Origin of the sequence: Celerinatantimonas yamalensis (assembly GCF_046054155.1) — a bacterium.
Classification (GTDB): domain Bacteria; phylum Pseudomonadota; class Gammaproteobacteria; order Enterobacterales; family Celerinatantimonadaceae; genus Celerinatantimonas; species Celerinatantimonas yamalensis.
Window position 1 is genome coordinate 145028 of the sequence record NZ_JBEQCT010000007.1, and the last position, 21051, is coordinate 166078.

Below are 21051 nucleotides of genomic sequence, written 5' to 3' on the forward strand. Positions count from 1 at the left end.
GTCTTATGCAAAACACAACACAACACCTTAGCGATCCTCCGTTATTACAGATCCGAGGGCTAGAAAAGCACTTTGGCGCTGTGCAGGCATTAAGCGGCGTTGATTTAGATGTACCACTAGGGCAGGTCACTGCCCTAGTGGGGGACAATGGTGCCGGTAAATCGGTGTTGGTGAAATCCATAGCGGGCATCCACGAAGCCGATGGCGGTGAAATCCGTTGGCAAGGTGAACCCGTGCGAATCCGCTCTCCGCGTGACTCCGCGCAGCTCGGCATTGAGGTGGTCTATCAAGATCTGGCACTCTGTGACAACTTAGACGTTGTGCAGAACATGTTCCTTGGTCGTGAGCGCCTAAGTGGGCAACTGCTCAATGAAGATGCAATGGAACGTGAGGCCGCCGAGACGCTATCGAGCCTGCGAGTCACCACGCTTCGCTCGATTCGCCAACCTGTCGCTTCGCTCTCTGGTGGGCAGCGCCAATCCATCGCGGTAGCTAAAGCAGTGATGTGGAACTCTAAATTGGTGATCTTAGATGAACCCACTGCAGCGCTGGGTGTGGCACAGACCGGACAAGTCCTTGAACTGGTGCGCCGTTTGGCCGACCAAGGACTAGCCGTACTGATGATCTCACATAATCTCAATGATGTGTTTGCAGTGGCTGATCGCATTGCGGTACTGCGCTTAGGACAAATGGTCGGTGAAGGCCCAACCACAAGCTTTGACACGCAGCGAGTGGTGGAGCTGATGACAACCGGTAAAAGCGATCATCTCGTTACGGCGGATGCAACCGCACCCGCGGCACCATCGATTGCGGTTGAAAACGCCAAACAACAGGCCAGTCAAGCTCACTCGTCTGCGGTGATCACAAGCAGTGAAGTGGAAACCTTAGGCAGCTACCTCAAGGCGGTATGGGCGAAAATTCTAGCCGGTCAAAGTGGCGTATTACCCGTGCTGTTGGGGATGATCCTCATTGCCACTATCTTCCAAACTCAGAATGATAAGTTCCTCTCCTCTGGCAATTTAGTGAATTTATTGGTTCAAGGAGCGGTATTTATGCTGATTGGGATGGGCGAGGTGTTCATCTTAATTTTAGGGGAAATTGACTTATCACTGGGGTTTGTCGCAGGGATCGGTGCAACTGTCGCCACAGTGTTGGTGCAGCCCTCCGTTGGCTGGAGTTGGCCAACGGCAGTGATTGCGGCGCTATGTGTCAGCGGCGCTTTAGGAGCACTGCAAGGGTTTTTGATCACCCGCTTAAAACTACCTTCGTTTGTGGTGACGCTCTCGGGATTGCTCGGTTTCCAAGGATTGATGATCCAGCTCCTTGGCACCGGTGGAACGATTCCTATCAACAGTGAAGTAATCAATAACTTTGCGAATGGCACCCTCACCCCAATGATTGGCTGGGTAGTTACTATCGCGGTCCTACTTGGCTTTAGTCTGTTTACCCTGCGCCGTGATGGGTTGCGCCGCGCCAGCGGCTTAGTCGCCCCGCCGATTGGACTCTCTTGGCTCAAGATCGCTGCGGCCATATTGGCTGGGCTGGTTTTAATGCTGATCTCTAACGCTAATCGCGGCATTGTACGTTTCCCAATCAATGGGATGCCGTGGGTCATCCCCATCGTTTTTGTGGTGTTATGCGCTTGGGCAGTTTTGCTTGGCAAATTGCGGTTTGGCCGCTATTTATACGCCATTGGAGGTAATGCGGAGGCAGCACGCAGAGCAGGCATTAATCTGGCGAAAATAAGATTGATGGCGTTTACTCTGGCCGCGGTCACTGCCGGTATTGGCGGCATTATCTACGCTTCGCGCTTGCGTTCAATTTCAACTAGCTTTGATGGCGGCACCATTGTCTTGTATGTAGTGGCAACCGCCGTCATCGGTGGCACGAGCCTGTTTGGCGGGCGCGGCCATCCATTACATGCGGTATTAGGGGGTATAGTGATTGCCGCAATTGTCAACGGCATGGCGCTGCTGGGTCTGCCAGCTGCTGTTCAGTTGATGGCGACAGCCGTGGTATTGCTAGCCGCTATTACGGTGGATGTGGTGGTGCGCCGACGCGGTGAAACGACTCGTTAAAAACTGCAACCGTGCTACATCAGTCGGGTCGCAACACCGTGCGACCCGTAAATCCTCACAGCAAACGGCTATCAAATGACAATCGCTGCATTTGCATAGCCATTCCCATAACACCCTCGCGCCATACCACATTGTCACCTCTCTTTACATCCTTTTGGCACAAGGTGCGATGTTTCCTTTTCGGCGTTTGCCGAACAGCCCATTCATTCTACTTAGATTAGACAACCGGCTAAAACTGAAATACCCGCTTCGCCAGCCGTAGCTGCAACACGTTAACACGTTGGCCAAATCCGGCGGGGAAAGCCAGATAATTTTGCGAATCCTACTCGAGTTCCATAGGCCTTGTCATAGCGAGACAATTCACATAAAAACGATAACAATGATTCACCTCTATCATTTGTTCTAATTTTAATTAAAACTACTTAGAGGATACAAAACGACCTAATGAGACAGTGATGAATCATACCAAGCAAAACGTGAATTGGGGGATCGCAGGGTTAGGCCACATTGCTAGACGCTTTGCAACAGCGCTAACCAACTCTCGCGAACAAGTAACATTATACGCAGTCGCCGCCCGAGATCTTGCTCGAGCAAATGTCTTTGGTGAGGAATTTGATTGCGACTGTCGCTATGGCTGCTATGAAGAGATGGCGCAGGACCCTCATGTTGATGCCGTTTACATTTCAACCATTCATCCGTATCACCGACCTTTAGCCGAACTATTCTTGCGTCACAAAAAACATGTATTAGTGGAAAAGCCAGCGTTTACGAATCTTTCTGATTGGCTCGCCATGAGAGCACTTGCCAAACAAAATGATGTGCTATTACTGGAGGCCATGAAAACCGTTACATTTCCAGCCTATAGGGAACTCAAAGCTTATTTAGTGACCCACCAGCTGCAACTGACTTCGATTGAAGCTTGTTTTGGCAATCAACATGTCTACCAACCTGATCTACCTTTATTTAACGCCGCGTTATCAGGGGGAGCCACACTAGATGTGGGGGTATATGGGCTTTGGTTATATTGCGATTTGTGTAAAACACTCGCCGTTGAGGTCGAAAAGCCTGCAGTTAATATGGCCTGTTTATTTGCTAACGCACATATTGATACAGATGCTTATTTTACTTTTTCAGGAAAAATCCATGGCAAAATATCCGCTTCAATTGCCCAGAACCAGCCCCGTTCAGCAATATTACGTGGCGATCAATTACTCATTACGATTCAAGATAAGTGGTGGAATCCCTATGTGATCGACATTGAATATAAGGGGAGTAAATTGACTATCGAATCGTCAGTTGAGGGAAATGGGTTTGAATTTGAAATTGACCATTTTTCGCAATTGATATTAGCAGGAAAAAAGGACTCGCCTATTTTATTACCAGATATTACCGCTCAAGTTCTTAGTATTATGGAACGTAGTTTAACCGAAACCGGATATAGCCACCTTACATTGAATAGGCGTTGAAATATTAATGGGCAATTTGAATTATGCACATCATCGGGGCAATGACATTGCGCCATTATGAAGCTATTTTTTAGCTAAAGGAAATAACTACAGACCAATAATCGTTGGTTAAATAACACGAATGACACCCAAATCACACTCGCATGATCTATATCTTTTATCAGCTAAAATGGAAGAAACGTCAAGCTCCCAGTTGCAGAAGTATACTCCTATATATTGCGATGCAATCGTTTGCGCAAACACCCCACATTTTGAACCTCCCATCGCAGATAGTTCGATGCCGATCATATTAGTTTCTCATTTTTTATAAGAAAATAACTTATTTATTAATAATAATTAAAAAGATAGTTAGGTTGCGTGGGCACATATCCGGAACGTGTCAACCTGTTTTGCACCAACTAGCTGCTCATTAAATTGCATTTTGTATGACCCTAAAGCGTGGTGATTTTTTAAATGGCATAGTGAAGGTTATAATCATTTCGCCAAAAACAAACCACAACCGAGTTCACCATACCGAGAACAATGCTAACTGATAAGCGGTGGGGAAAGCGACTTCAAATAATGAAGAACACGGGCCGCATAGACAATAAACTTGAACTCCGGATGACCTTTGAAGGCATCCTTTACAGATTGCGGACAGGTATTCCCTGGCATGAGCTACCCGCAGAGTTTGGTGACTGGAGTTCTGTATATCGCCGTTTTAACGTATGGTCTAAAAAAGGCCTTCTAAGTATATATTCAATGAGTGAGCAAAGTTTTCTGATGGCAATTGGGTATTTACTAATGGGTCGATAGTCAAAGCTCACCAACATAGTACGGGGGCAGCGACACCAGATAGTGAATACATAGGAAAGAGCCATGGTGGTCACTCAACTAATGATCCATTTGGTCGTTGATAGTGGTGGTTTGACCATCTATTTTGAGTTATCTGAAGGTCAAAGAAACGACATTGCTTGCGCGATAGCTTAGTCGACCATCTGAAAGAGATAAATGTGTTCGTCGCTGATAAGGGGTATGACAGCGAAGCTCTGAGGACATATGTTGATTCAAAGGGTGGTAACACAGTCATACCTAAGAGAAATGATGGTCAGGATATAGATAAGGACAGCGCAGATTGGTGCCTGTATAAGTACCGACATTTAGTTGAGAATACTTTCGCAAGGATTAAACACTTTCGTGCTATATCAACGAGATACGATAAATTAGCAAGAAACTACGCCCGTATGGTGTCACTGGCATGTTCTGTGATGTGGCTACCGTCGCATTGCTGAATAAAATTTGTACAGCAACGATCAACAGCCCTTAGGCAAGGTCGGGAAGCTCGCTCGATTTTTTAATCCGATGAATAACGATATTTAGCCGCTTGAATTTCTTCTCTGTGCTCATCAGCCCATTTTAAAATTGCCTGTAAATGCGGTTCTAAAGAGCGGCCAAGGGGAGAAATCTCATAGATAACAGCGACAGGTGAAAGACTCACCACCGTACGCGATATAAATCCGCTGGCTTCAAGCCGCCGCAGGCATTGTGTCAGCGCCTTCTGTGTTACATCAGGCAGGGCGCGCCTTAAGGCATTGAATCTCATCGGTTCATTGCAAAGTTCATTTAGGACCAGAAGTGTCCATTTGCTGGTAAGTTCTTCGAGAACAACGCGACTGTGTTCCAGTTTTTGTGGTGATGATGACATCGCTAAGGATACTCCAAGTTACCAGGTAGCATCCAGGTACCTAGTTGCATTCAGATATAAATAGTATACTACTAGTGTCTCACATAACAAGGAGACACCTATGAATCTCAATCATCAGAGTAAAACTGTCCTTATCTTCGGTGGTACTGGTCAGCAAGGCGGTGCCGTTGCATCTGTATTATTGTCCAATGGCTGGAAAGTCAGGGCTCTAGTGCGTGATCGACAAAATAAAAAGGCTCAACAACTGGCTGCATTAGGCGCCGAGATTGTGGGTGGCGATTTGTCAGACTCAGCTTCCATTCGTGCAGCCATGACCGGCGTTTACGGTGTGTTCAGCATTCAACCCAGTTCCGGTCAGGGTGAGCTTTATGGCATTTCCGATGAGCAGGAAGTGCTTTATGGAAAAACTATCGCAGATATTGCCGTTGAGCTAGATGTTCAGCATCTGGTTTATACATCAGTGGGTGCCGCCGGCAAAGGGGTGACTGGGATGGGGCATTTCGATAGCAAAACAGAAATTGAAGAATATCTCAGCTCTCTGGATATCCGCCATACCATTATCCGCCCGGCAGCATTTATGGAGCTTCTGTTACTGCCCGGCATGGGACTGGAACAAGGTAAGTATTCTTTCTTTGTCCGTCCTGATCAATCTTTCCAAATTATCGCAGTGCAGGATATCGGGAAAATCGTCGGCCATATTTTTGAACACCCTCAGCAGTTCGTCGGACAAACGCTTGAGATAGCCGGAGATGAAGTGACTGGCATCGATTTACAAAACATTCTCAGTCAGGCTGCCGGAAAAACCATTCAATACCAACGTTTCACTGATACGCTTCTCAAGGAAAATGCTTTTCTGGGGCGACTGTCAGTCATTATCGATGATGGCCGTGGGGCTGGAAGCGCAGATCTGACGGCTTTGAGAGAGACGTTCGGGCATCTGTTAAAATTCGAAGAATGGATTAAAGGACCAGGAAAATATCTACTCGTCACTGCTTTGCAGGCAAAAGACGCTAACATTTCACTGCGATAGTCAGTCCATGATCGCCACCCATATGTTCTGAATGTAAACTTATACAGCTTTGCTTCAGATTACTGGGCGGTGGCAACTTCCCTTGCCGGGTAGTCCCTCATGGAATATCTGTTGGCCTGACGCATAGCCATGGCCAACAATCTGCTACAGGGCAAAAACGTGACTATCGCGGAAGTTGCTCAGCTCAGGCATCAGCTGCGGCTCCGCCAGTGCATTTAGCCGGTATGGGCCGGTGGCTCGGGTGAAGTTGCCGTGTAGGCCGCCTCCGGCACTTCGGGTGTTTTCATAATCGCATCGGCAAAGCGGCGTATTAACAGCGTGAGTTGATCCAGATCCGCCTCCTCCCAATTCGCAAAAATAGCGCTGCTGATACGATCCCGCGCCTCATCAATACGATCGGTCATGGCGCGGCCTTTGTCGGTGACCAACGCTTCTTTTATGCGTCTATCCTTCGCATTAACCTGCCGTGCTACCAAGTTCAACTCCTCCAAACGAGCCACTTGACGCGATACGGTGGTGTAGTCACGGCCGATCAGCTCAGCCATTTCAACAATACCAATCGGCCCATATTTACCCACCAACACCAGCAGCGGAAACAGCGCCCTCTCCAGCGTAAGGCCCGCTGCTTTGAGCAATAACTCATCGCGCTGGGGACGGTTCATCACTCCAACTATATCGAGAACAGCACTGTGCAGCACGCGCAGCTGAGCCGATATATGTGTATTTTTCACGCTTTTCATTGACAGCCTCTTAAACCTGCTTAATATGTGCATTATACGCATATATTTCACCCAAGAGAGAATTACATCATGAAAGCCGCACTGGTGACTCATCTGAGACAGGCTGCCCCGGTTTACGCCGATTTTCCCACACCAACCGCCGCCGAAGGCCAGCGCCTGGTGCAAGTAACAGCATCGTCCATCAGTCATGTCACCAAAAGCCGCGCATCGGGTGCGCATTACAGCTCCGAAGGCGGGCTGCCGTTTGTGGCGGGGATTGACGGTGTGGGGGTGTGCGAAGACGGGCAGCGGGTGTACTTTTTCCTGCCGGAACACCCCCTTGGCGCCATGGCCGAGTACTGTGTGCTGGACGAACAATTCTGCCTCGCCCTGCCGGATGCTCTGGAAGATAGCCATACGGCCGCCATGATGATACCGGCCATGTCCTCCTGGGCGGCACTGCTGGAGCGTGTCCAGTTGCGTAAGGATGAGACGGTACTCATCAACGGCGCCACGGGTATTTCGGGCCGCTTGGCGGTACAAATTGCCAAATATTTGGGCGCAAGCAAGGTGATTGCCACCGGTCGCCACGCGGCTTCACTTGAAGCACTCCGCGACTTGGGGGCAGATGTAACCGTCTCTCTAACTCAGGATAGCAACGCTCTGCAAGCGGCGCTCAAACAAGAATTTGCACAGGGTGTGGATGTGGTGCTGGACTATTTATGGGGCGAGAGTGCGGAGGCCTTGATTGCCGCTGCCGCCCGCTTTGGCCCGGACGGCGTGCCGGTGCGCTATGTGCAGATAGGGTCGGTCAGCGGCGGCAACATCAACCTGCCCAGCGCCGCCCTGCGCTCATCGGCCCTACAAATGATGGGCAGCGGCATGGGCAGCGTAGCCATGCCGCGTCTGTTGGCCGTAATGGCCGAAGTGCTGGCAGCGGCTCCCGCAGCAGGATTTCAGATTGCAACACTCAACCTGCCGCTGGCGCAGGTAGAGCAGGCTTGGACCATGGACGATACACGCGAGCGGATTGTTTTGCGGCCTTGATGTGCCGCGCTATCCCACTGCCCAGATTTAAGCCTTGAGGAACCACCCGTGAAAACCACCACCAACGTTATTGCGCCAACCATTTTGTTGGCCGTTGATATCAACGGGGCCAGGGCATCTTCTGGCTGACCTGAGCGGCTGGGAGTGGCGCAATCAAGCGGGGTTATTGCCCTGGCACTGATGATGCTTACGGTGGTGCTTGCACTGCGGTTGGACTGGTTTGAGCGCAGAATCGGGCTGGACAAGCTGTATCGCCTGCACAAATGGGTGGGAATTTATGCGGCAGTTTTTGCCTTGCTGCACTGGTTGATTCGACAGCTGCCGCGTTGGTGGGTTGAATGGGGTTGGGTTGCCAACCCTGGCGAGCGAATTAAAGGCGACTACTCCAATATCGAAAAAATTCTCTACTCCACCGGCCAAACGCTGGGCGAATATGCGTTTTATGCGATTGTGATCCTCATAGTGATCGCACTGCTGCACCGCGTGCCTTACCGAATATTCAGGAACACACATAGGTTTGTACCTGCAGTGTTTATTTTGATCGCCTACCACGATGCCACGGCACAACTGCGGGAGCGCTGGCTGGCAACACCTGCGGGTTACATGGTGATTGCGCTGGCTGCGGTAGGTATCATCGCGGCGACTATTGCCCTATCGCGTCAAAGCTATTGTTACTGCTGTGGAAGTTCACGGGCCCGTCACTAGCGTTGTGCTCAGCATCAACAAGGGCGTTTTTGAACATCTGCCGGGCCAGTTTGCCTTTGTGCGTTTTGCCCATGACAAAGAACCACATCCGTTCAGCATTATGTCCGCCAGCCCTGAGGGCAAAAGCCTTCACTTTGCCATCAAGTCCCTCGGCGACTACACCAGTGTCTTGGCAGCCCATGACCGGGCAGGTCGCCGAAGTTGAAGGCCCTTATGGCCGCTTCACCTTTCATACTTCATTAGGGGCCGTGGCGGTGAGACGAGGTATCACGTGAGATTGTGGTGGTGGTTGAGCACGCCACTCTCCTTGCTTATGTTCTTCACGAAGAACTCGATACATTGCACTGGTGGAGCAAAGACACTGGCCTTGTTGCAATAAATCATAATAAATCTGCATAGGCGGCTGATTGCAATACGCCTCACTGGTTAAGACACTTTTAACCTCTTGGCGCTCTTTTTCTGTCAGAGCTCTAGGTTGAAGAGCCTCTTTCGTTGACGCCATGCTGGTTGTATAGGGCCACAAAATAGAGAGCGCTTTTGTTGATACCTCAGCGTATTACGGTTCACATTGAGGACATGGCTGGCCATGCGTTCAGACAGGACAAGGCTCTTGAACGAGCATCATAGTCGCTCTCTTGCTCCATCGCTTCCACTAAGGCGATGGCTTTTTTTGGAGCATAATGCAGCTGTCCTTTACGTCTAGTTGATGGTGTAAACGAGCGTTCGCTTTTTCTAATTGCTCGATGTGTTTTTGTTCTGGTGTTTTAGTGGACGCAGGACCTGGAGTCGATTTTTGTAGGCTTTTAACGCCGTTATCGGCAAACTCTCGACGCCACTGTGCTAACTGATTCGAATAGAGTTTTTCTCGTCGAAGTAATGTCCCTAACTCACCATGTCGACAATCATCCACCTGTTGTATGATGGATAGTTTATATTCCGTGGTGAAAAGTCGACGTGATCGTTTTTTCAAATCAGGTGATGGCTTAACTTGTGGCTCGACGGCTGTATTCTTTGGCATGTACTGCTCTTAATGCACATTTGTATGTTATCTCAAAATCAGCTGGTTCAACATCAGGTTGACACACAGGGTATCTCTCCTATTCTTAATAATAAATATTAGCTAAAAAGCTAACGCTTCTGCGCGACCATGCAACCGGAGAAACAAGGCTGTATAATTGGTCTATCATCACAACAAGAGAGATTATGTTCTTATTTGCTGTCTTTACTTTGATGATTGGTGCCACCCTAGCTGTGGGTGGTGGTTATTTAATTTCGCTACATGGAAGCCCTTATTATCTGATCGCCGGGATATTCCTCCTTTATAATGCTTGGTTAGCGTTTAAAAAATCGGCAAAGGTTCGCCAAATTTATGCAATTTTTCTGATTTTAACGGCGATTTGGGCCGTTTGGGAATCGGGAATTGACTGGTGGCCTCTTGCGACCCGACTAGGACTATTTTTAGCTCTTGGGGTGTTGTTGCTAAGAAGGCCCAACCCCGTTTCGGGGGGGTGGTTTTATACAACAAGTTGGACGATTATCACAGTTGCATTATTGGCCACCATGCTCGTGCCAACGCATAATTTAAACGGCCAGTTAAATACCAAAGTGATCAATGATTCACCTCGTATTGGAGCCGTGCCAGATGACAGCTGGTATGCGTATGGACGTTCAAATTTAGGTCAGCGTTATTCCCCACTTAAACAAATTACGCCAGCCAATGTGTCCTCATTAGAACAAACATGGGTCTATGAAACTGGGGATAAAAAGGGGCCAAAAGACGTCGGTGAAACAACCTACGAAGCCACTCCGCTGAAAATAGGTAACGCCTTATATCTATGCACTCCGCATAACTGGCTAGTCGCATTAAACGCCGATAGCGGTAAAAAGATGTGGGTCTATAATGCGAAAGTTGCTGCTGATAGTCAGCGACAACACCAAACCTGCCGCGGAGTTTCTTACCTGCCACCAGCTTCTGGGCAAGTACCAATGGCTCAGTTGGTTGTTCAACCGGCAGAACAACTGCAGCCGATTCAGTGTGATGCGCAGTTATTTCTGCCCACGTCTGATGCTCGGTTATTAGCCCTTGATCCGGCCACGGGAGCCCGATGTGATAATTTCGGCAATCATGGTCAACTCGATTTAACCCAACATATGCCATTTAAACAATCGGGTTACTACTATTCGACGTCACCACCGCTCGTCGCTAACGGAGTCGTCGTCGTCGCCGGTTCCGTCAACGATAACTACGATATCAATTCACCTTCTGGCGTGATCCGTGCTTATGATGCCAAAAGCGGTCAACTGGTTTGGAACTGGGATTCAGCGCACCCAAATGATACTCAGCCGATTGCAAAGGGCAACACGTATACCGTGAGTTCGCCTAATAGTTGGTCGGTGGCAAGCGCCGATCCAGCCTTAGGTTTAATCTATCTGCCCATGGGGAATCGAACACCAGACCAATTAGGCATGTACCGGACTCCTGCTGAAGAAAAATATGCAACGTCAGTTGTAGCACTTCATTTAGATACAGGGAAAGTCGCATGGGTACAGCAATTTATCCACCACGACTTGTGGGATATGGACACTCCTGCCCAACCGGTATTAGTGGACCTCTCGACTGTTCAAGGGAAACAACCCGCCTTAGTTGTTCCAACTAAGCAAGGCGATATTTATGTGCTGAATCGAAAAACTGGCAAACCAATTTTCCCAATGACTGAAAATCCAGCACCACAAGGAACGATTAAAGGAGATTATACATCGCCGACGCAACCATCATCTGCGGTTAATTTCAAACCTGCCCCGTTAACTGGAAGCGATATGTGGGGAGCTACGCCCATTGATCAAATGATCTGTCGTATTGAATTGCACTCACTGCGTTACCAAGGACAATATACCCCGCCGTCAAAACAGGGGTCACTAGTCTACCCAGGTAATTTTGGGGTCTTCAACTGGGGAAGTGTTGCGGTTGATCCCAAACGACAAGTCCTATTCTCAATGCCGCTTTATCTTGCTTTCATCTCGAAGTTGAAAGCCAAAGGTGAGGCTTTGCTGGGTCAAATGAATGTTGGTGAACATGGTTTAAATGCCAATGCTGGCGCACCTTATGCGGTTGAACTTAAGCCTTTTCTATCACCATTAGGCGTTCCCTGCCAACAACCGCCTTGGGGATATGTCGCGGGCGTTGATCTCACCACTGGGAAAACAATCTGGCAGCATAAAAATGGGACGATTCGTGATATGACGCCACTCCCGCTGCCGATTAAATTGGGAATGCCAGGTATTGGCGGGCCAGTTATTACAGCAGGGGGAATCACCTTTATGGCCGCGACTGTTGATAATTATCTGCGCGCGTATGATCTCTCAACGGGTCAAGTATTATGGCGTGGGCGCTTGCCCGCAGGCGGACAGGCAACCCCGATGACTTATCTAAATAGTCACGGAGAACAAATGGTGGTTCAGGTTGCGGGAGGACATGGTTCGCTTGGCACCACGATCGGAGATTATGTAGTGGCCTATAAGCTCATGAAATAATATGGTTTTGTTGGGGCTGTCACTAATTAAACCATAAAGGACTACCCATTGAGGGTGAGTCTTCACAATATATCGCACTCAAATCCTCGGGGGTGAATGCGATTTCATCTAAAAAATATCAAGCCGTAGTAAAACCACCGCTAAACGGCCGAAATAACAATTTACGGCCAACGAATTCATCTTATCTTCGCAAAATCAGCTACAATCTAGCGCCGTTATCTTACCCCCCATTCATTTAAGGAGATATTCATGTCCTGCGACATACCAGTTGCACACAACACCTCACCCAATTACCACTGGAAAGCACTGATAGGTTCAACATTGGGTTATGCCATGGATGGTTTTGACTTACTGATTCTTGGTTTTATGTTACCAGCGATTTCCCAAAGCTTACATCTAAGCCATAGCCAAGCTGGCGCTCTCGTCACGTGGACACTCGTCGGTGCAGTTTTTGGCGGCATCATTTTTGGAGCACTCAGTGATCGCTTTGGCCGTGTGCGTATGCTCACTTGGAGTATTGTCCTGTTTGCCGTATTTACTGGCTTATGCGCGTTTGCCCAAAGCTATCAGGAACTATTAATCTGTCGCACCATTGCGGGAATTGGTTTAGGAGGCGAGTTTGGAATTGGTATGGCGCTCGCGGCTGAAGCCTGGCCGGCCAAACAACGGGCCCGCGCCTCGTCATATGTTGCGTTGGGCTGGCAAGTAGGCGTATTGGCCGGCGCGCTGCTCACCCCAGCACTATTACCTCACATTGGTTGGCGTGGCATGTTTATGGTGGGTGTTATCCCAGCATTTATTGCTTGGGGAATGCGCTGGAAGCTTCACGAGCCCGAGTTATTTGTCCGTCGCACACAATTGAATTCCCCCAAAACCAATGCGTTTCGCTTATTAATGAAAGACCGTGCGACACGACGTATTAGCCTTGGCATTGTGGTCTTAACCTCGGTACAAAACTTTGGTTATTACGGCATGATGATCTGGATGCCCAGTTATCTTTCCCACCACTTAGGCTTTACTTTGACTAAATCATCATTGTGGATGGCAGTCACAATTGTTGGCATGATGATAGGCATTGGTTTGTTTGGGCAGTTAGCGGATCGCATCGGGCGCAAACCCAGTTTTCTATTGTTTCAAACAGGCGCGGTGGTGATGGTCATTACCTATAGCTTACTGAGTGATCCAACCGCGATGTTAATTGCTGGGGCGTTTTTAGGGATGTTTGTCAACGGCATGCTCGGCGGCTATGGGGCTTTGATTTCAGAGGCGTTTCCTACACAAGCAAGAGCAACTGCCCAAAATGTCTTATTTAATATCGGCCGAGCGGTCGGCGGCTTTGGACCGCTGGTGATTGGTGCACTCACCAGCCTCTACTCATTTCATACCGCGCTGGCACTGCTGGCTATTATTTATGTTCTAGATATTTTAGCAACCTGGTTTTGGATCCCTGAATATCGAGGTCATGAACTGCGCTAAGCTGAAAAAGCCCAAGTTGATGACTTGGGCTTTATACAATGGGAATGGCAAGCGTCATTTACGAAGCGGGTTGTAGATGCTTCAACCAGCGTTTTTCCGCCAAACGAAATGAGCCAATCAGCGTAAACGAGATACACATATAAATGACGGCCGCGATGCTAAACGATTGGAATGACAAATACGTGGCCGCATTCATATCACGCGCAATTTTTAAAATGTCTGGCACGGTGGCAGTAAACGCCAAAGAGGTCGCATGCAACATCAAGATGACCTCATTACTGTAGGCAGGGAGAGCTTTGCGCAGCATCGAGGGAATAATAATATGCGAATACATCTGCCAACCGGAAAAGCCATAGGCTTGCGCCGCTTCAATTTCACCGCGAGGGATAGAGCGAATGGCACCGGCGAACATCTCAGTGGTGTACGCACAGGTATTCAGCACTAGCGCTAGGATCGTACAGCGGTAGCCGCTGCGAAAAAACCAGCTTAAAAATTCATGCCCTCGAATATAATCAAGCGAAAACAATCCCGAATAAATAATCAGCAACTGCACGTAAAGCGGTGTACCACGAAACACGTAAGTAAACAGCCATACCGGAAACTGCACCCATTTTCGAGATGACACCCGCGCCATCGACAACCCGATCGAGAGAGTGAAACCTAAAGCAATGGCGATCACCAGCAGCCACAGCGTCACCACCACACCGGTAAAATGGTAACCATCACTAAAAAGCAAGGCTTTCCAATAGTGTTGAATCAGATCAATCATATAGACGGCTTTTTCAGTTCAAATTGATAACGACGCTCTAACCACCACAACACGCCGTTAGAGAGGCTTGTCAGCAACAGGTAAATCGCGCCCGCGAGCAACGTAAAAAAGAACAACTTATAAGTCCCCTTACCGGCGTCTTGGGTGACCTTCACCACATCAGACAAGCCAATCAATGAGACCAACGCGGTGGATTTTAATGTCACTAACCAGTTATTCGCTACCCCAGGCAGTGCATGACGCATCATTTGCGGAAACAAAATCAGACGAAAAACCTGCCAACGACTCATCCCGTAAGCATATCCTGCCTCAAGCTGACCACTTGGGACCATCAAAAAAGCACCACGAAAAGTCTCGGCAAAATAGGCACCATAAATAAAGCCAATCGTGAGAATGCCAGCACTAAACGGGTCAATCTCAATGGTTGAAAGACCGATAAAATCGGTCAACTGATTCAGCCATATCTGCAAACTGTAGAATATTAACAGCATCAGCACCAAATCAGGCACACCGCGAATAATCGAGGTATACACTTGCGCAAAGCCTTGCAGTAGGCGATTACCAAACAATTTGCCACAGGCACTTAACAGCCCTAAAAATATGGCGACTAAGACGGACAAAACCGCCAATTCAATCGTCACTAGAGTGCCTTGCCAGACCTGCTCCCCATACCCATAAAACATGCCTTCTCCCAAAAATCGCTGAGTCAAAGTCGACTGTAGACTAACAATTTTTACTCATAATGAAAAAACCATAGCAAGATGTGGCCCACCCGGCTATGGTTTGACGTAACTGAAGAATAGCTTAGTTTTGTTCGGGTAAGCTTACATCAACATTTTTAAAGTACTTTTTCGACAATTGATGGACCAAGCCTTGGGCTTTGAGAACATTAATGGCTTTATTGATCCGAGTAACGAGTGCGCTATCACTTTTGCGTAGTCCAAAACCAATGCCTGGACCGAATATCTCTGGGTCGTAGACCGCTTTGCCCATAAATGAATACCCTTTGCCTTGAGCTTTATCGAGAAACCCAGCTTGTCCTGAGGTTGAATTCACCAATGTGCCATCTAAACGACCCGATACCATATCGTAGTAGACTTGGTTTTGATCTTTATAAGGAACAATATTCACCCCGTTTGGCTGCCAATGTTTCATCGCATAACTTTCTTGGGTTGAACCTTGCAACACCCCGATGTTTTTACCTTTTAAAGCCTCAGCAGTCGGTTTTAAACCGGAGCCGTTATGCGCAATCAGTTGTGATGGCAATTGATAGATCGCATGGGTAAAGGCAATCGCTTTAGCACGTTGTGGCGTAATATCCATCGATGAGTTAATCACATCAAATTTTTTCGCTTTCAGTGCTGGAATGAGCGTATCAAATGAGCTTTCTACCCATGAACATTTCAGCTTTGCCTGCTGACAAATCGCGTTGCCTAAATCAATATCAAACCCGACCAGTTTTCCGTCGGAAGTTTTACTCTCCATAGGCGGATACTGTGGCTCTACCCCAAATTTTATCGCTGTTGTACCCGCCCACACACTGGGTACAGCCGCAACGCCTAATGCAACGATCAAACACTTCACGATATTCATGTCGCTTCCCTTCTTCAATACGCTAAAACAAAGAATGTTAAATTTGTGTATCTCCTGTGGCAGTCACTCATTAACGAGTTAGTCAACAGGATTTTCTGGTGAGTGATTATATGGCAAAATAGAATAACTATTCATCTAAAATTTATAATTATTTTTATCGTGATTAATGAGGCCACAGCTTTCGCTGACAGAGTAATTCCACCTGTTCAACCATCCACGGGCTAAAAGCCCACGGCGTAGCCTGAATCGATTGAACCAGTTTATCGCCATTAATCCATTGATAATCCATCACTTCTTCAGAATTTAAAGCCAAATCACTTTGCGCCTGAGCCCAATAGATTGGGCAATATTCATACTCAATAACACCACTGGCATCTTTCGCCCAATAGCGATAATCATCAATTAGTAATTGTGGTGCTCGAATATTCAGCCCAAGTTCATGACGAGCCCGACGCATCACGGCCTGACTGAACGGCTCATTGGGAGCAGGATGCCCGCATACTGAATTACTCCAAACCCCTGGCCATGTTTGTTTACTCAAGGCGCGTCGGGTCACTAATAACTGCCGCTTGGCATTAAAAATGTAGCAAGAAAACCCCAAATGAAATGGGGTCTGTTGATGGTGCACTGCACGCTTATCCATCTGAGCGTAGGCACGGCGGTGTTTATCTAACAAGACCACATATTCTATTGCCATAATCTCTCCAAACTCATTGACAGCAAGCGGGCACATCACAAACTAGACGGATCATCACTTTGGGCCAATTTAGTTAATAATTGCAGTAGCAGCCCTTGTTCATCTGTCGACAAACGCTGTAAAAATTGTTGATCGACTTGCTCCCACTGCGGCCGTAACTCTTGAACCAACTGTTCCCCCTGCTCGGTTAAGTGAACAAACCGCCGGCGCCGGTCATTCGTGTCAGTCTGTCGGTACAACCACTGTCGCTGCTCTAAGCGGCGCAGCATTTCAGCCAACGTCGCTTTGCTACTGGCGGCTGCCGCCATTAATTCAATCTGTTCGATCCCAGGATGCTCCGCCAGCGTTCGTAATACTGCCATTTGGGGTTTGGTTAATGTCGGCAGGGCTTTTTGCCACGCTGCGGTATGTAATTGAAACACCCGACGCATCAGGTGGAACACTTCTTGGTGAATTAATTTACCCATAGAGACTCCTTTGATAGCTAACCGTTCATGCATCATTTTAGAAGTTTACCTCACAAAGAATCATTGATCTTATTGATAACTCCCCTCATAATAGCGCAAAATAGTTCTTATGCGAACAAGTAGGAGATCATTTTGCGATTAATTGTAGCCATGACTGGCGCGACAGGGGCTCCTTTGGCGGTAAAACTGCTAGAAGCGCTCAGTCAGTGTCCTGACGTAGAAACTCATCTGATCCTCTCCAAATGGGCAAAAGTCACTTTGGAGCTTGAAACCAGCTACAAGGCAGGTGATCTCCGCGAACTTGCCGATGTGGTCTATCGCCCTGACGACCAAGCAGCAGCGATCTCATCCGGATCGTTTATCACCGATGGCATGATTATCATTCCTTGCAGCATGAAAACCTTAGCAGGCATTCGCTTAGGGTACGCCGAAGGGCTGATTGGCCGCGCCGCTGATGTGATATTAAAAGAGCAGCGCAAGCTGGTACTCGTGCCTCGCGAAACGCCGTTGTCGAGCATCCACTTAGATAATATGTTGGCACTGTCAAAAATGGGTGCAGCGATCGTGCCGCCGATGCCTGCTTACTACAACCACCCTCAACATATTGATGATGTCACTACCCACGTGGTTGCTCGTGTACTTGACCAATTCCATATTGCCTTGCCTGATGCGAAGCGTTGGCAAGGTCTACCTGAACGCCATTAGTTCCAACATTCAAAGGAGTATCTATGGCTTATGATGATTTACGCAGCTTTTTAAACGCACTAGATGAACACCAGCAATTGCTGCGTATAGAAGAACAAGTGCAAGCTGAACCCGATATCGCCGCAGCCGCCAACGCCACTGGACGCATTAGTAATCCGGATGCTGCCCCCGCATTGTTTTTCAACAATGTAGCAGGTTTTACCAATGCCCAAATCGCTATGAATACTTTGGGCTCGTGGTCGAACCATGCCATTGCACTGGGATTGTCGCCGCAAACTGGAACCAAGGCGCAGATCGATGAGTTTATCCGCCGTTGGGATAACTACCCCGTCGCTCCTGAACGCCGTGATAATCCACCTTGGGCCGAAAATAGTGCTGATGGTGATGACATCAACTTATTTGATATTTTGCCATTATTTCGCCTTAATGATGGTGATGGTGGCTTCTATCTGGATAAAGCCAGTATCATCTCACGCGATCCAAGCGATCCGGATAACTTTGACAAACAAAATGTCGGGATCTACCGCATGGAAGTCAAAGGCAAGCGTAAACTCGCACTGCAACCGGTACCAATGCACGATATTGCAATCCACTTACACAAAGCCGAGGAGCGCGGCGAAGATCTCCCTATCGTCATTACGCTGGGAAATGACCCGATCATCACGCTGATGGGCGCAACACCGCTGAAATATGATGAGTCCGAATACGAGATGGCAGGAGCCTTGCGTGAAGCACCCTATCCGATTAGCACAGCGCCGTTAACCGGTTTTGATGTGCCATGGGGTTCAGAGGTCATTCTTGAAGGCGTTATTGAGGGGCGTAAGCGTGAGATTGAAGGGCCATTTGGCGAATTCACTGGCCACTATTCAGGCGGCCGGCAGATGACGGTGGTGCGCATCGACAAAATTAGCTATCGCACGAACCCGATCTTTGAATCACTCTATTTAGGCATGCCTTGGACCGAAATCGATTATTTGATTGGTCCGGCGACCTGCGTGCCATTATATAAACAACTCAAGGCTGAATTTCCCGAGGTGCAGGCTGTTAACGCCATGTACACACATGGCTTGCTGGCGATTATCTCCACCAAGAAACGTTATGGTGGCTTTGCCAAGGCCGTGGGTTTGCGGGCGATGACTACTCCCCATGGTTTGGGATATGTGAAGATGGTGATTATGGTCGATGAAGATGTCGATCCATTTAACCTGCCACAAGTGATGTGGGCGCTGTCATCCAAAGTCAACCCTGCTGGCGATCTAGTTCAGCTTCCTAACATGTCTGTGCTAGAGCTTGACCCAGGCTCACAGCCTGCTGGCATTACCGACAAATTAGTGATTGATGCCACCACCCCCGTCGCCCCAGATAACCGCGGCCACTACAGCCAGCCGGTGAAAGATCTCCCCGAAGCGGCTAAATGGGCTGAGAAACTCAATCAAATGATTGCTGAACGTCATAAAAAATAAGGAGAATAACGATGATTTGTCCACGTTGTGGCGATGAGCATATCGAACTGCTGGCTGAATCTCCTGTCAATGGAGTTTGGACCGTACATATGTGCCAACACTGTTTTTACACCTGGCGCTCAACCGAGCCGTTACGCCGCACCAGCCGAGAACACTACCCTGAGCGATTTAAAATAACTCAAGCGGATATCGACAACGCACCGATAGTGCCAACTATCCCGCCTTTGCTTAGCAAGTAATATCACCCATTCTAAGGGCGCCCAGCGCCCTTTCGTTTGCTAACCCACATAACCTAAAGATCGCTACCAATCTACTGGTAAAACCTATCATAAGCGGCTGACCATTGCTCTTTACTGCCCGATTTAAACAACAACGACTACACCACTGACTGAGTCATACGCCCGCAGAATCAACGTCATATTCTGCTGCCTACTCCATCATCTCGCTCATCCCTACCTACAACATCCGATGGGCTAGTGCAGGGAGCTTCTGGCGAACCGTTGCGAGCAACTGCGGATCATAAGCAGCAACGACCACACCATTGCCGGCAGGACATTCACTGACAATTTCTCCCCATGGGTCAACAATCAAACTGTGACCATAGGTCTGTTTGGCGCCGAGATGCTCACCCGTTTGCGCAGCCGCCACAACGTAACACTGATTTTCAATCGCTCGAGCTTGCAATAAGGTATGCCAATGCGCTAGGCCAGTCGTATAGGTAAACGCAGCGGCCATAGAGATGATCTGATAATCTGGCGCTTGGCGATACAACTCTGGAAAACGCAGATCGTAACAGACACTGGCCCGCGCCTTGGCAAAGGGCAGCGAATAAGTGACAACGTCGCGCCCTGCGGTTAACACGTCTGACTCTTGGTAACGCATTGAGCCATCGTCATAACCAAATAGGTGTACTTTATCGTAACGCGCTTGGCACTGCCCTTGCGGGTTAAATAATAACTGTGTGTTATACACATGCTCAGGCTCAGGAGAGGCAATGGGTAAAGTCCCTGCGGCCAACCATAACTGATAGGTTGCGGCCAGTTCGCTGAGCTTACGCTGCAACGGCCCATCACCAAAGGCTTCAGCTAAGTGAACGCGCTGCGTTTCATCGGCGCCCATCCAATAAAAATACTCGGGTAACACCACATATTTTGCGCCTTTCGCCGCGGCCTGAGCAATCAACTCACTGGCAAGGCGTATATTGGTGTCAACATCATCACCACTATTCATCTGTATGGCGGCTAACAGGCTAGATTGATTCATTGACGCGCTCCTTTTATGACCGTTAAATTTATGACCTAAGTAATGACACTCAAATTGTGTTAACAACAACTCTCGTTACCTAGAACGAGCCAACGTTTCAAAACCAGATGTTAATGATAATCGTCAATCGTCTTTCTTAAAGTTAAAGCATCAACGACTGCGCAAAAAAACATCAAGGTAAAACGTAACGCATCGAATTGTCGCGACTTGATAGTGCTGGATCAACCCCTTTCCCATCTGCAAACACAACTCATAGTACTCAGTGATTACTTTATCTATTGCAATAAAGCCAGCTTTTTGCAGCGTCAATGCCAGCCTTGCATCAATACTCGGCTTGCTGCAAGCAACAACATGCCCT

The 21051-nt window shown here is 48.3% G+C and carries 19 protein-coding genes and 3 pseudogenes; 13 read left to right on the forward strand and 9 right to left on the reverse strand.

Annotation, left to right across the window (positions count from 1 at the left end):
• Positions 1-5: 5 nt before the first annotated feature.
• The 4 genes and pseudogenes from ABUE30_RS14270 to ABUE30_RS14285 all read left to right on the forward strand — a co-directional run.
• Positions 6-794: pseudogene (locus ABUE30_RS14270) on the forward strand (ATP-binding cassette domain-containing protein); the annotation flags it as partial.
• A 234-nt stretch (positions 795-1028) separates the two neighbouring features.
• Positions 1029-2078: pseudogene (locus ABUE30_RS14275) on the forward strand (sugar ABC transporter permease); the annotation flags it as partial.
• A gap of 455 nt (positions 2079-2533) precedes the next feature.
• Positions 2534-3544 carry a Gfo/Idh/MocA family protein gene (locus ABUE30_RS14280; protein ID WP_408624499.1) on the forward strand — a complete coding sequence of 337 codons (1011 nt, stop codon included), beginning with the start codon at positions 2534-2536 and terminating at the stop codon, positions 3542-3544.
• Positions 3545-4054: 510 nt separating this feature from the next.
• Positions 4055-4815 (forward strand): annotated as a pseudogene (locus tag ABUE30_RS14285) (IS5 family transposase).
• Positions 4816-4877: 62 nt separating this feature from the next.
• Here ABUE30_RS14285 and ABUE30_RS14290 read toward each other — a convergent pair.
• Positions 4878-5228, reverse strand: a complete 351-nt coding sequence (locus ABUE30_RS14290; protein ID WP_408624500.1) for a winged helix-turn-helix transcriptional regulator — start codon at positions 5226-5228, stop codon at positions 4878-4880.
• Positions 5229-5328: 100 nt separating this feature from the next.
• Here ABUE30_RS14290 and ABUE30_RS14295 point away from each other — a divergent pair, with 100 nt between their 5' ends.
• A complete protein-coding gene (locus ABUE30_RS14295) occupies positions 5329-6258 on the forward strand; it encodes an NmrA/HSCARG family protein (RefSeq protein ID WP_408624501.1) in 930 nt (309 codons plus the stop codon).
• A 215-nt stretch (positions 6259-6473) separates the two neighbouring features.
• Here the strand turns inward: ABUE30_RS14295 and ABUE30_RS14300 are convergent, their stop codons facing one another.
• The gene (locus ABUE30_RS14300; protein ID WP_408624502.1) at positions 6474-6998 is read right to left on the reverse strand and encodes a MarR family winged helix-turn-helix transcriptional regulator; all 525 of its coding nucleotides are present in this window, start codon (positions 6996-6998) and stop codon (positions 6474-6476) included.
• 69 nt (positions 6999-7067) lie between these two features.
• Between ABUE30_RS14300 and ABUE30_RS14305 the strand changes: the two genes are divergently transcribed.
• The 3 genes from ABUE30_RS14305 to ABUE30_RS14315 all read left to right on the forward strand — a co-directional run bounded on the left by ABUE30_RS14305 (position 7068) and on the right by ABUE30_RS14315 (position 8934).
• A complete protein-coding gene (locus ABUE30_RS14305) occupies positions 7068-8024 on the forward strand; it encodes a quinone oxidoreductase family protein (RefSeq protein ID WP_408624503.1) in 957 nt (318 codons plus the stop codon).
• A gap of 144 nt (positions 8025-8168) precedes the next feature.
• Positions 8169-8729: a ferric reductase-like transmembrane domain-containing protein gene (locus tag ABUE30_RS14310; RefSeq protein ID WP_408624504.1), complete on the forward strand. Its 561-nt coding sequence runs from the start codon at positions 8169-8171 to the stop codon at positions 8727-8729.
• Positions 8730-8733: 4 nt separating this feature from the next.
• Positions 8734-8934 carry a ferredoxin reductase domain-containing protein gene (locus tag ABUE30_RS14315; RefSeq protein ID WP_408624505.1) on the forward strand — a complete coding sequence of 67 codons (201 nt, stop codon included), beginning with the start codon at positions 8734-8736 and terminating at the stop codon, positions 8932-8934.
• Between the two features lie 447 nt (positions 8935-9381).
• On the opposite strand, the gene ABUE30_RS14320 is transcribed toward ABUE30_RS14315, so the two are convergent.
• The gene (locus ABUE30_RS14320; RefSeq protein ID WP_408624506.1) at positions 9382-9747 is read right to left on the reverse strand and encodes a transposase; all 366 of its coding nucleotides are present in this window, start codon (positions 9745-9747) and stop codon (positions 9382-9384) included.
• A 185-nt stretch (positions 9748-9932) separates the two neighbouring features.
• On the opposite strand from ABUE30_RS14320, the gene ABUE30_RS14325 reads away from it, so the two are divergent.
• Together ABUE30_RS14325 and ABUE30_RS14330 are read left to right on the forward strand one after the other, a co-directional pair.
• A complete protein-coding gene (locus ABUE30_RS14325; RefSeq protein WP_408624507.1) occupies positions 9933-12260 on the forward strand; it encodes a membrane-bound PQQ-dependent dehydrogenase, glucose/quinate/shikimate family in 2328 nt (775 codons plus the stop codon).
• Between the two features lie 249 nt (positions 12261-12509).
• A complete protein-coding gene (locus ABUE30_RS14330; protein ID WP_408624508.1) occupies positions 12510-13736 on the forward strand; it encodes an MFS transporter in 1227 nt (408 codons plus the stop codon).
• 58 nt (positions 13737-13794) lie between these two features.
• On the opposite strand, the gene ABUE30_RS14335 is transcribed toward ABUE30_RS14330, so the two are convergent.
• From ABUE30_RS14335 to ABUE30_RS14355, 5 genes are all read right to left on the reverse strand, one after another.
• Positions 13795-14505 carry an ABC transporter permease gene (locus ABUE30_RS14335; protein ID WP_408624510.1) on the reverse strand — a complete coding sequence of 237 codons (711 nt, stop codon included), beginning with the start codon at positions 14503-14505 and terminating at the stop codon, positions 13795-13797.
• A complete protein-coding gene (locus ABUE30_RS14340; RefSeq protein WP_408624511.1) occupies positions 14502-15188 on the reverse strand; it encodes an ABC transporter permease in 687 nt (228 codons plus the stop codon). Before ABUE30_RS14340 ends, ABUE30_RS14335 begins: the two co-directional genes overlap by 4 nt.
• A gap of 121 nt (positions 15189-15309) precedes the next feature.
• The gene (locus ABUE30_RS14345; RefSeq protein WP_408624512.1) at positions 15310-16098 is read right to left on the reverse strand and encodes a transporter substrate-binding domain-containing protein; all 789 of its coding nucleotides are present in this window, start codon (positions 16096-16098) and stop codon (positions 15310-15312) included.
• 163 nt (positions 16099-16261) lie between these two features.
• Complete coding sequence (gene idi / locus ABUE30_RS14350; protein ID WP_408624513.1) at positions 16262-16795, reverse strand: isopentenyl-diphosphate Delta-isomerase; 534 nt, start codon at positions 16793-16795, stop codon at positions 16262-16264.
• A gap of 35 nt (positions 16796-16830) precedes the next feature.
• Entirely contained in the window at positions 16831-17262 is a 432-nt protein-coding gene (locus ABUE30_RS14355) for a MarR family winged helix-turn-helix transcriptional regulator (protein ID WP_408624514.1), read from the reverse strand.
• A gap of 132 nt (positions 17263-17394) precedes the next feature.
• On the opposite strand from ABUE30_RS14355, the gene ABUE30_RS14360 reads away from it, so the two are divergent.
• From ABUE30_RS14360 to ABUE30_RS14370, 3 genes are read left to right on the forward strand one after another with little or no spacing between them, the layout of a single operon-like run.
• A complete protein-coding gene (locus ABUE30_RS14360) occupies positions 17395-17967 on the forward strand; it encodes a non-oxidative hydroxyarylic acid decarboxylases subunit B (RefSeq protein ID WP_408624515.1) in 573 nt (190 codons plus the stop codon).
• Positions 17968-17990: 23 nt separating this feature from the next.
• Positions 17991-19430, forward strand: a complete 1440-nt coding sequence (locus ABUE30_RS14365) for a non-oxidative hydroxyarylic acid decarboxylases subunit C (protein WP_408624516.1) — start codon at positions 17991-17993, stop codon at positions 19428-19430.
• Positions 19431-19441: 11 nt separating this feature from the next.
• The gene (locus ABUE30_RS14370; RefSeq protein ID WP_408624517.1) at positions 19442-19669 is read left to right on the forward strand and encodes a non-oxidative hydroxyarylic acid decarboxylases subunit D; all 228 of its coding nucleotides are present in this window, start codon (positions 19442-19444) and stop codon (positions 19667-19669) included.
• A 217-nt stretch (positions 19670-19886) separates the two neighbouring features.
• Here ABUE30_RS14370 and ABUE30_RS14375 read toward each other — a convergent pair whose 3' ends face one another.
• Positions 19887-20693 carry a carbon-nitrogen hydrolase family protein gene (locus tag ABUE30_RS14375; protein WP_408624518.1) on the reverse strand — a complete coding sequence of 269 codons (807 nt, stop codon included), beginning with the start codon at positions 20691-20693 and terminating at the stop codon, positions 19887-19889.
• Positions 20694-21051: the final 358 nt, after the last annotated feature.

Excerpts from the sequence above, each read along its gene's own strand:
- ABUE30_RS14280 (WP_408624499.1), top strand. The coding sequence starts at position 2,534 with ATGAATCATACCAAGCAAAACGTGAATTGGGGGATCGCAGGGTTAGGC.
- ABUE30_RS14290 (WP_408624500.1), bottom strand. The coding sequence starts at position 5,228 with ATGTCATCATCACCACAAAAACTGGAACACAGTCGCGTTGTTCTCGAA.
- ABUE30_RS14295 (WP_408624501.1), top strand. The coding sequence starts at position 5,329 with ATGAATCTCAATCATCAGAGTAAAACTGTCCTTATCTTCGGTGGTACT.
- ABUE30_RS14300 (WP_408624502.1), bottom strand. The coding sequence starts at position 6,998 with ATGAAAAGCGTGAAAAATACACATATATCGGCTCAGCTGCGCGTGCTG.
- ABUE30_RS14305 (WP_408624503.1), top strand. The coding sequence starts at position 7,068 with ATGAAAGCCGCACTGGTGACTCATCTGAGACAGGCTGCCCCGGTTTAC.
- ABUE30_RS14320 (WP_408624506.1), bottom strand. The coding sequence starts at position 9,747 with ATGCCAAAGAATACAGCCGTCGAGCCACAAGTTAAGCCATCACCTGAT.
- ABUE30_RS14325 (WP_408624507.1), top strand. The coding sequence starts at position 9,933 with ATGTTCTTATTTGCTGTCTTTACTTTGATGATTGGTGCCACCCTAGCT.
- ABUE30_RS14330 (WP_408624508.1), top strand. The coding sequence starts at position 12,510 with ATGTCCTGCGACATACCAGTTGCACACAACACCTCACCCAATTACCAC.
- ABUE30_RS14335 (WP_408624510.1), bottom strand. The coding sequence starts at position 14,505 with ATGATTGATCTGATTCAACACTATTGGAAAGCCTTGCTTTTTAGTGAT.
- ABUE30_RS14340 (WP_408624511.1), bottom strand. The coding sequence starts at position 15,188 with ATGTTTTATGGGTATGGGGAGCAGGTCTGGCAAGGCACTCTAGTGACG.
- ABUE30_RS14345 (WP_408624512.1), bottom strand. The coding sequence starts at position 16,098 with ATGAATATCGTGAAGTGTTTGATCGTTGCATTAGGCGTTGCGGCTGTA.
- idi (WP_408624513.1), bottom strand. The coding sequence starts at position 16,795 with ATGGCAATAGAATATGTGGTCTTGTTAGATAAACACCGCCGTGCCTAC.
- ABUE30_RS14355 (WP_408624514.1), bottom strand. The coding sequence starts at position 17,262 with ATGGGTAAATTAATTCACCAAGAAGTGTTCCACCTGATGCGTCGGGTG.
- ABUE30_RS14365 (WP_408624516.1), top strand. The coding sequence starts at position 17,991 with ATGGCTTATGATGATTTACGCAGCTTTTTAAACGCACTAGATGAACAC.
- ABUE30_RS14370 (WP_408624517.1), top strand. The coding sequence starts at position 19,442 with ATGATTTGTCCACGTTGTGGCGATGAGCATATCGAACTGCTGGCTGAA.
- ABUE30_RS14375 (WP_408624518.1), bottom strand. The coding sequence starts at position 20,693 with ATGAATCAATCTAGCCTGTTAGCCGCCATACAGATGAATAGTGGTGAT.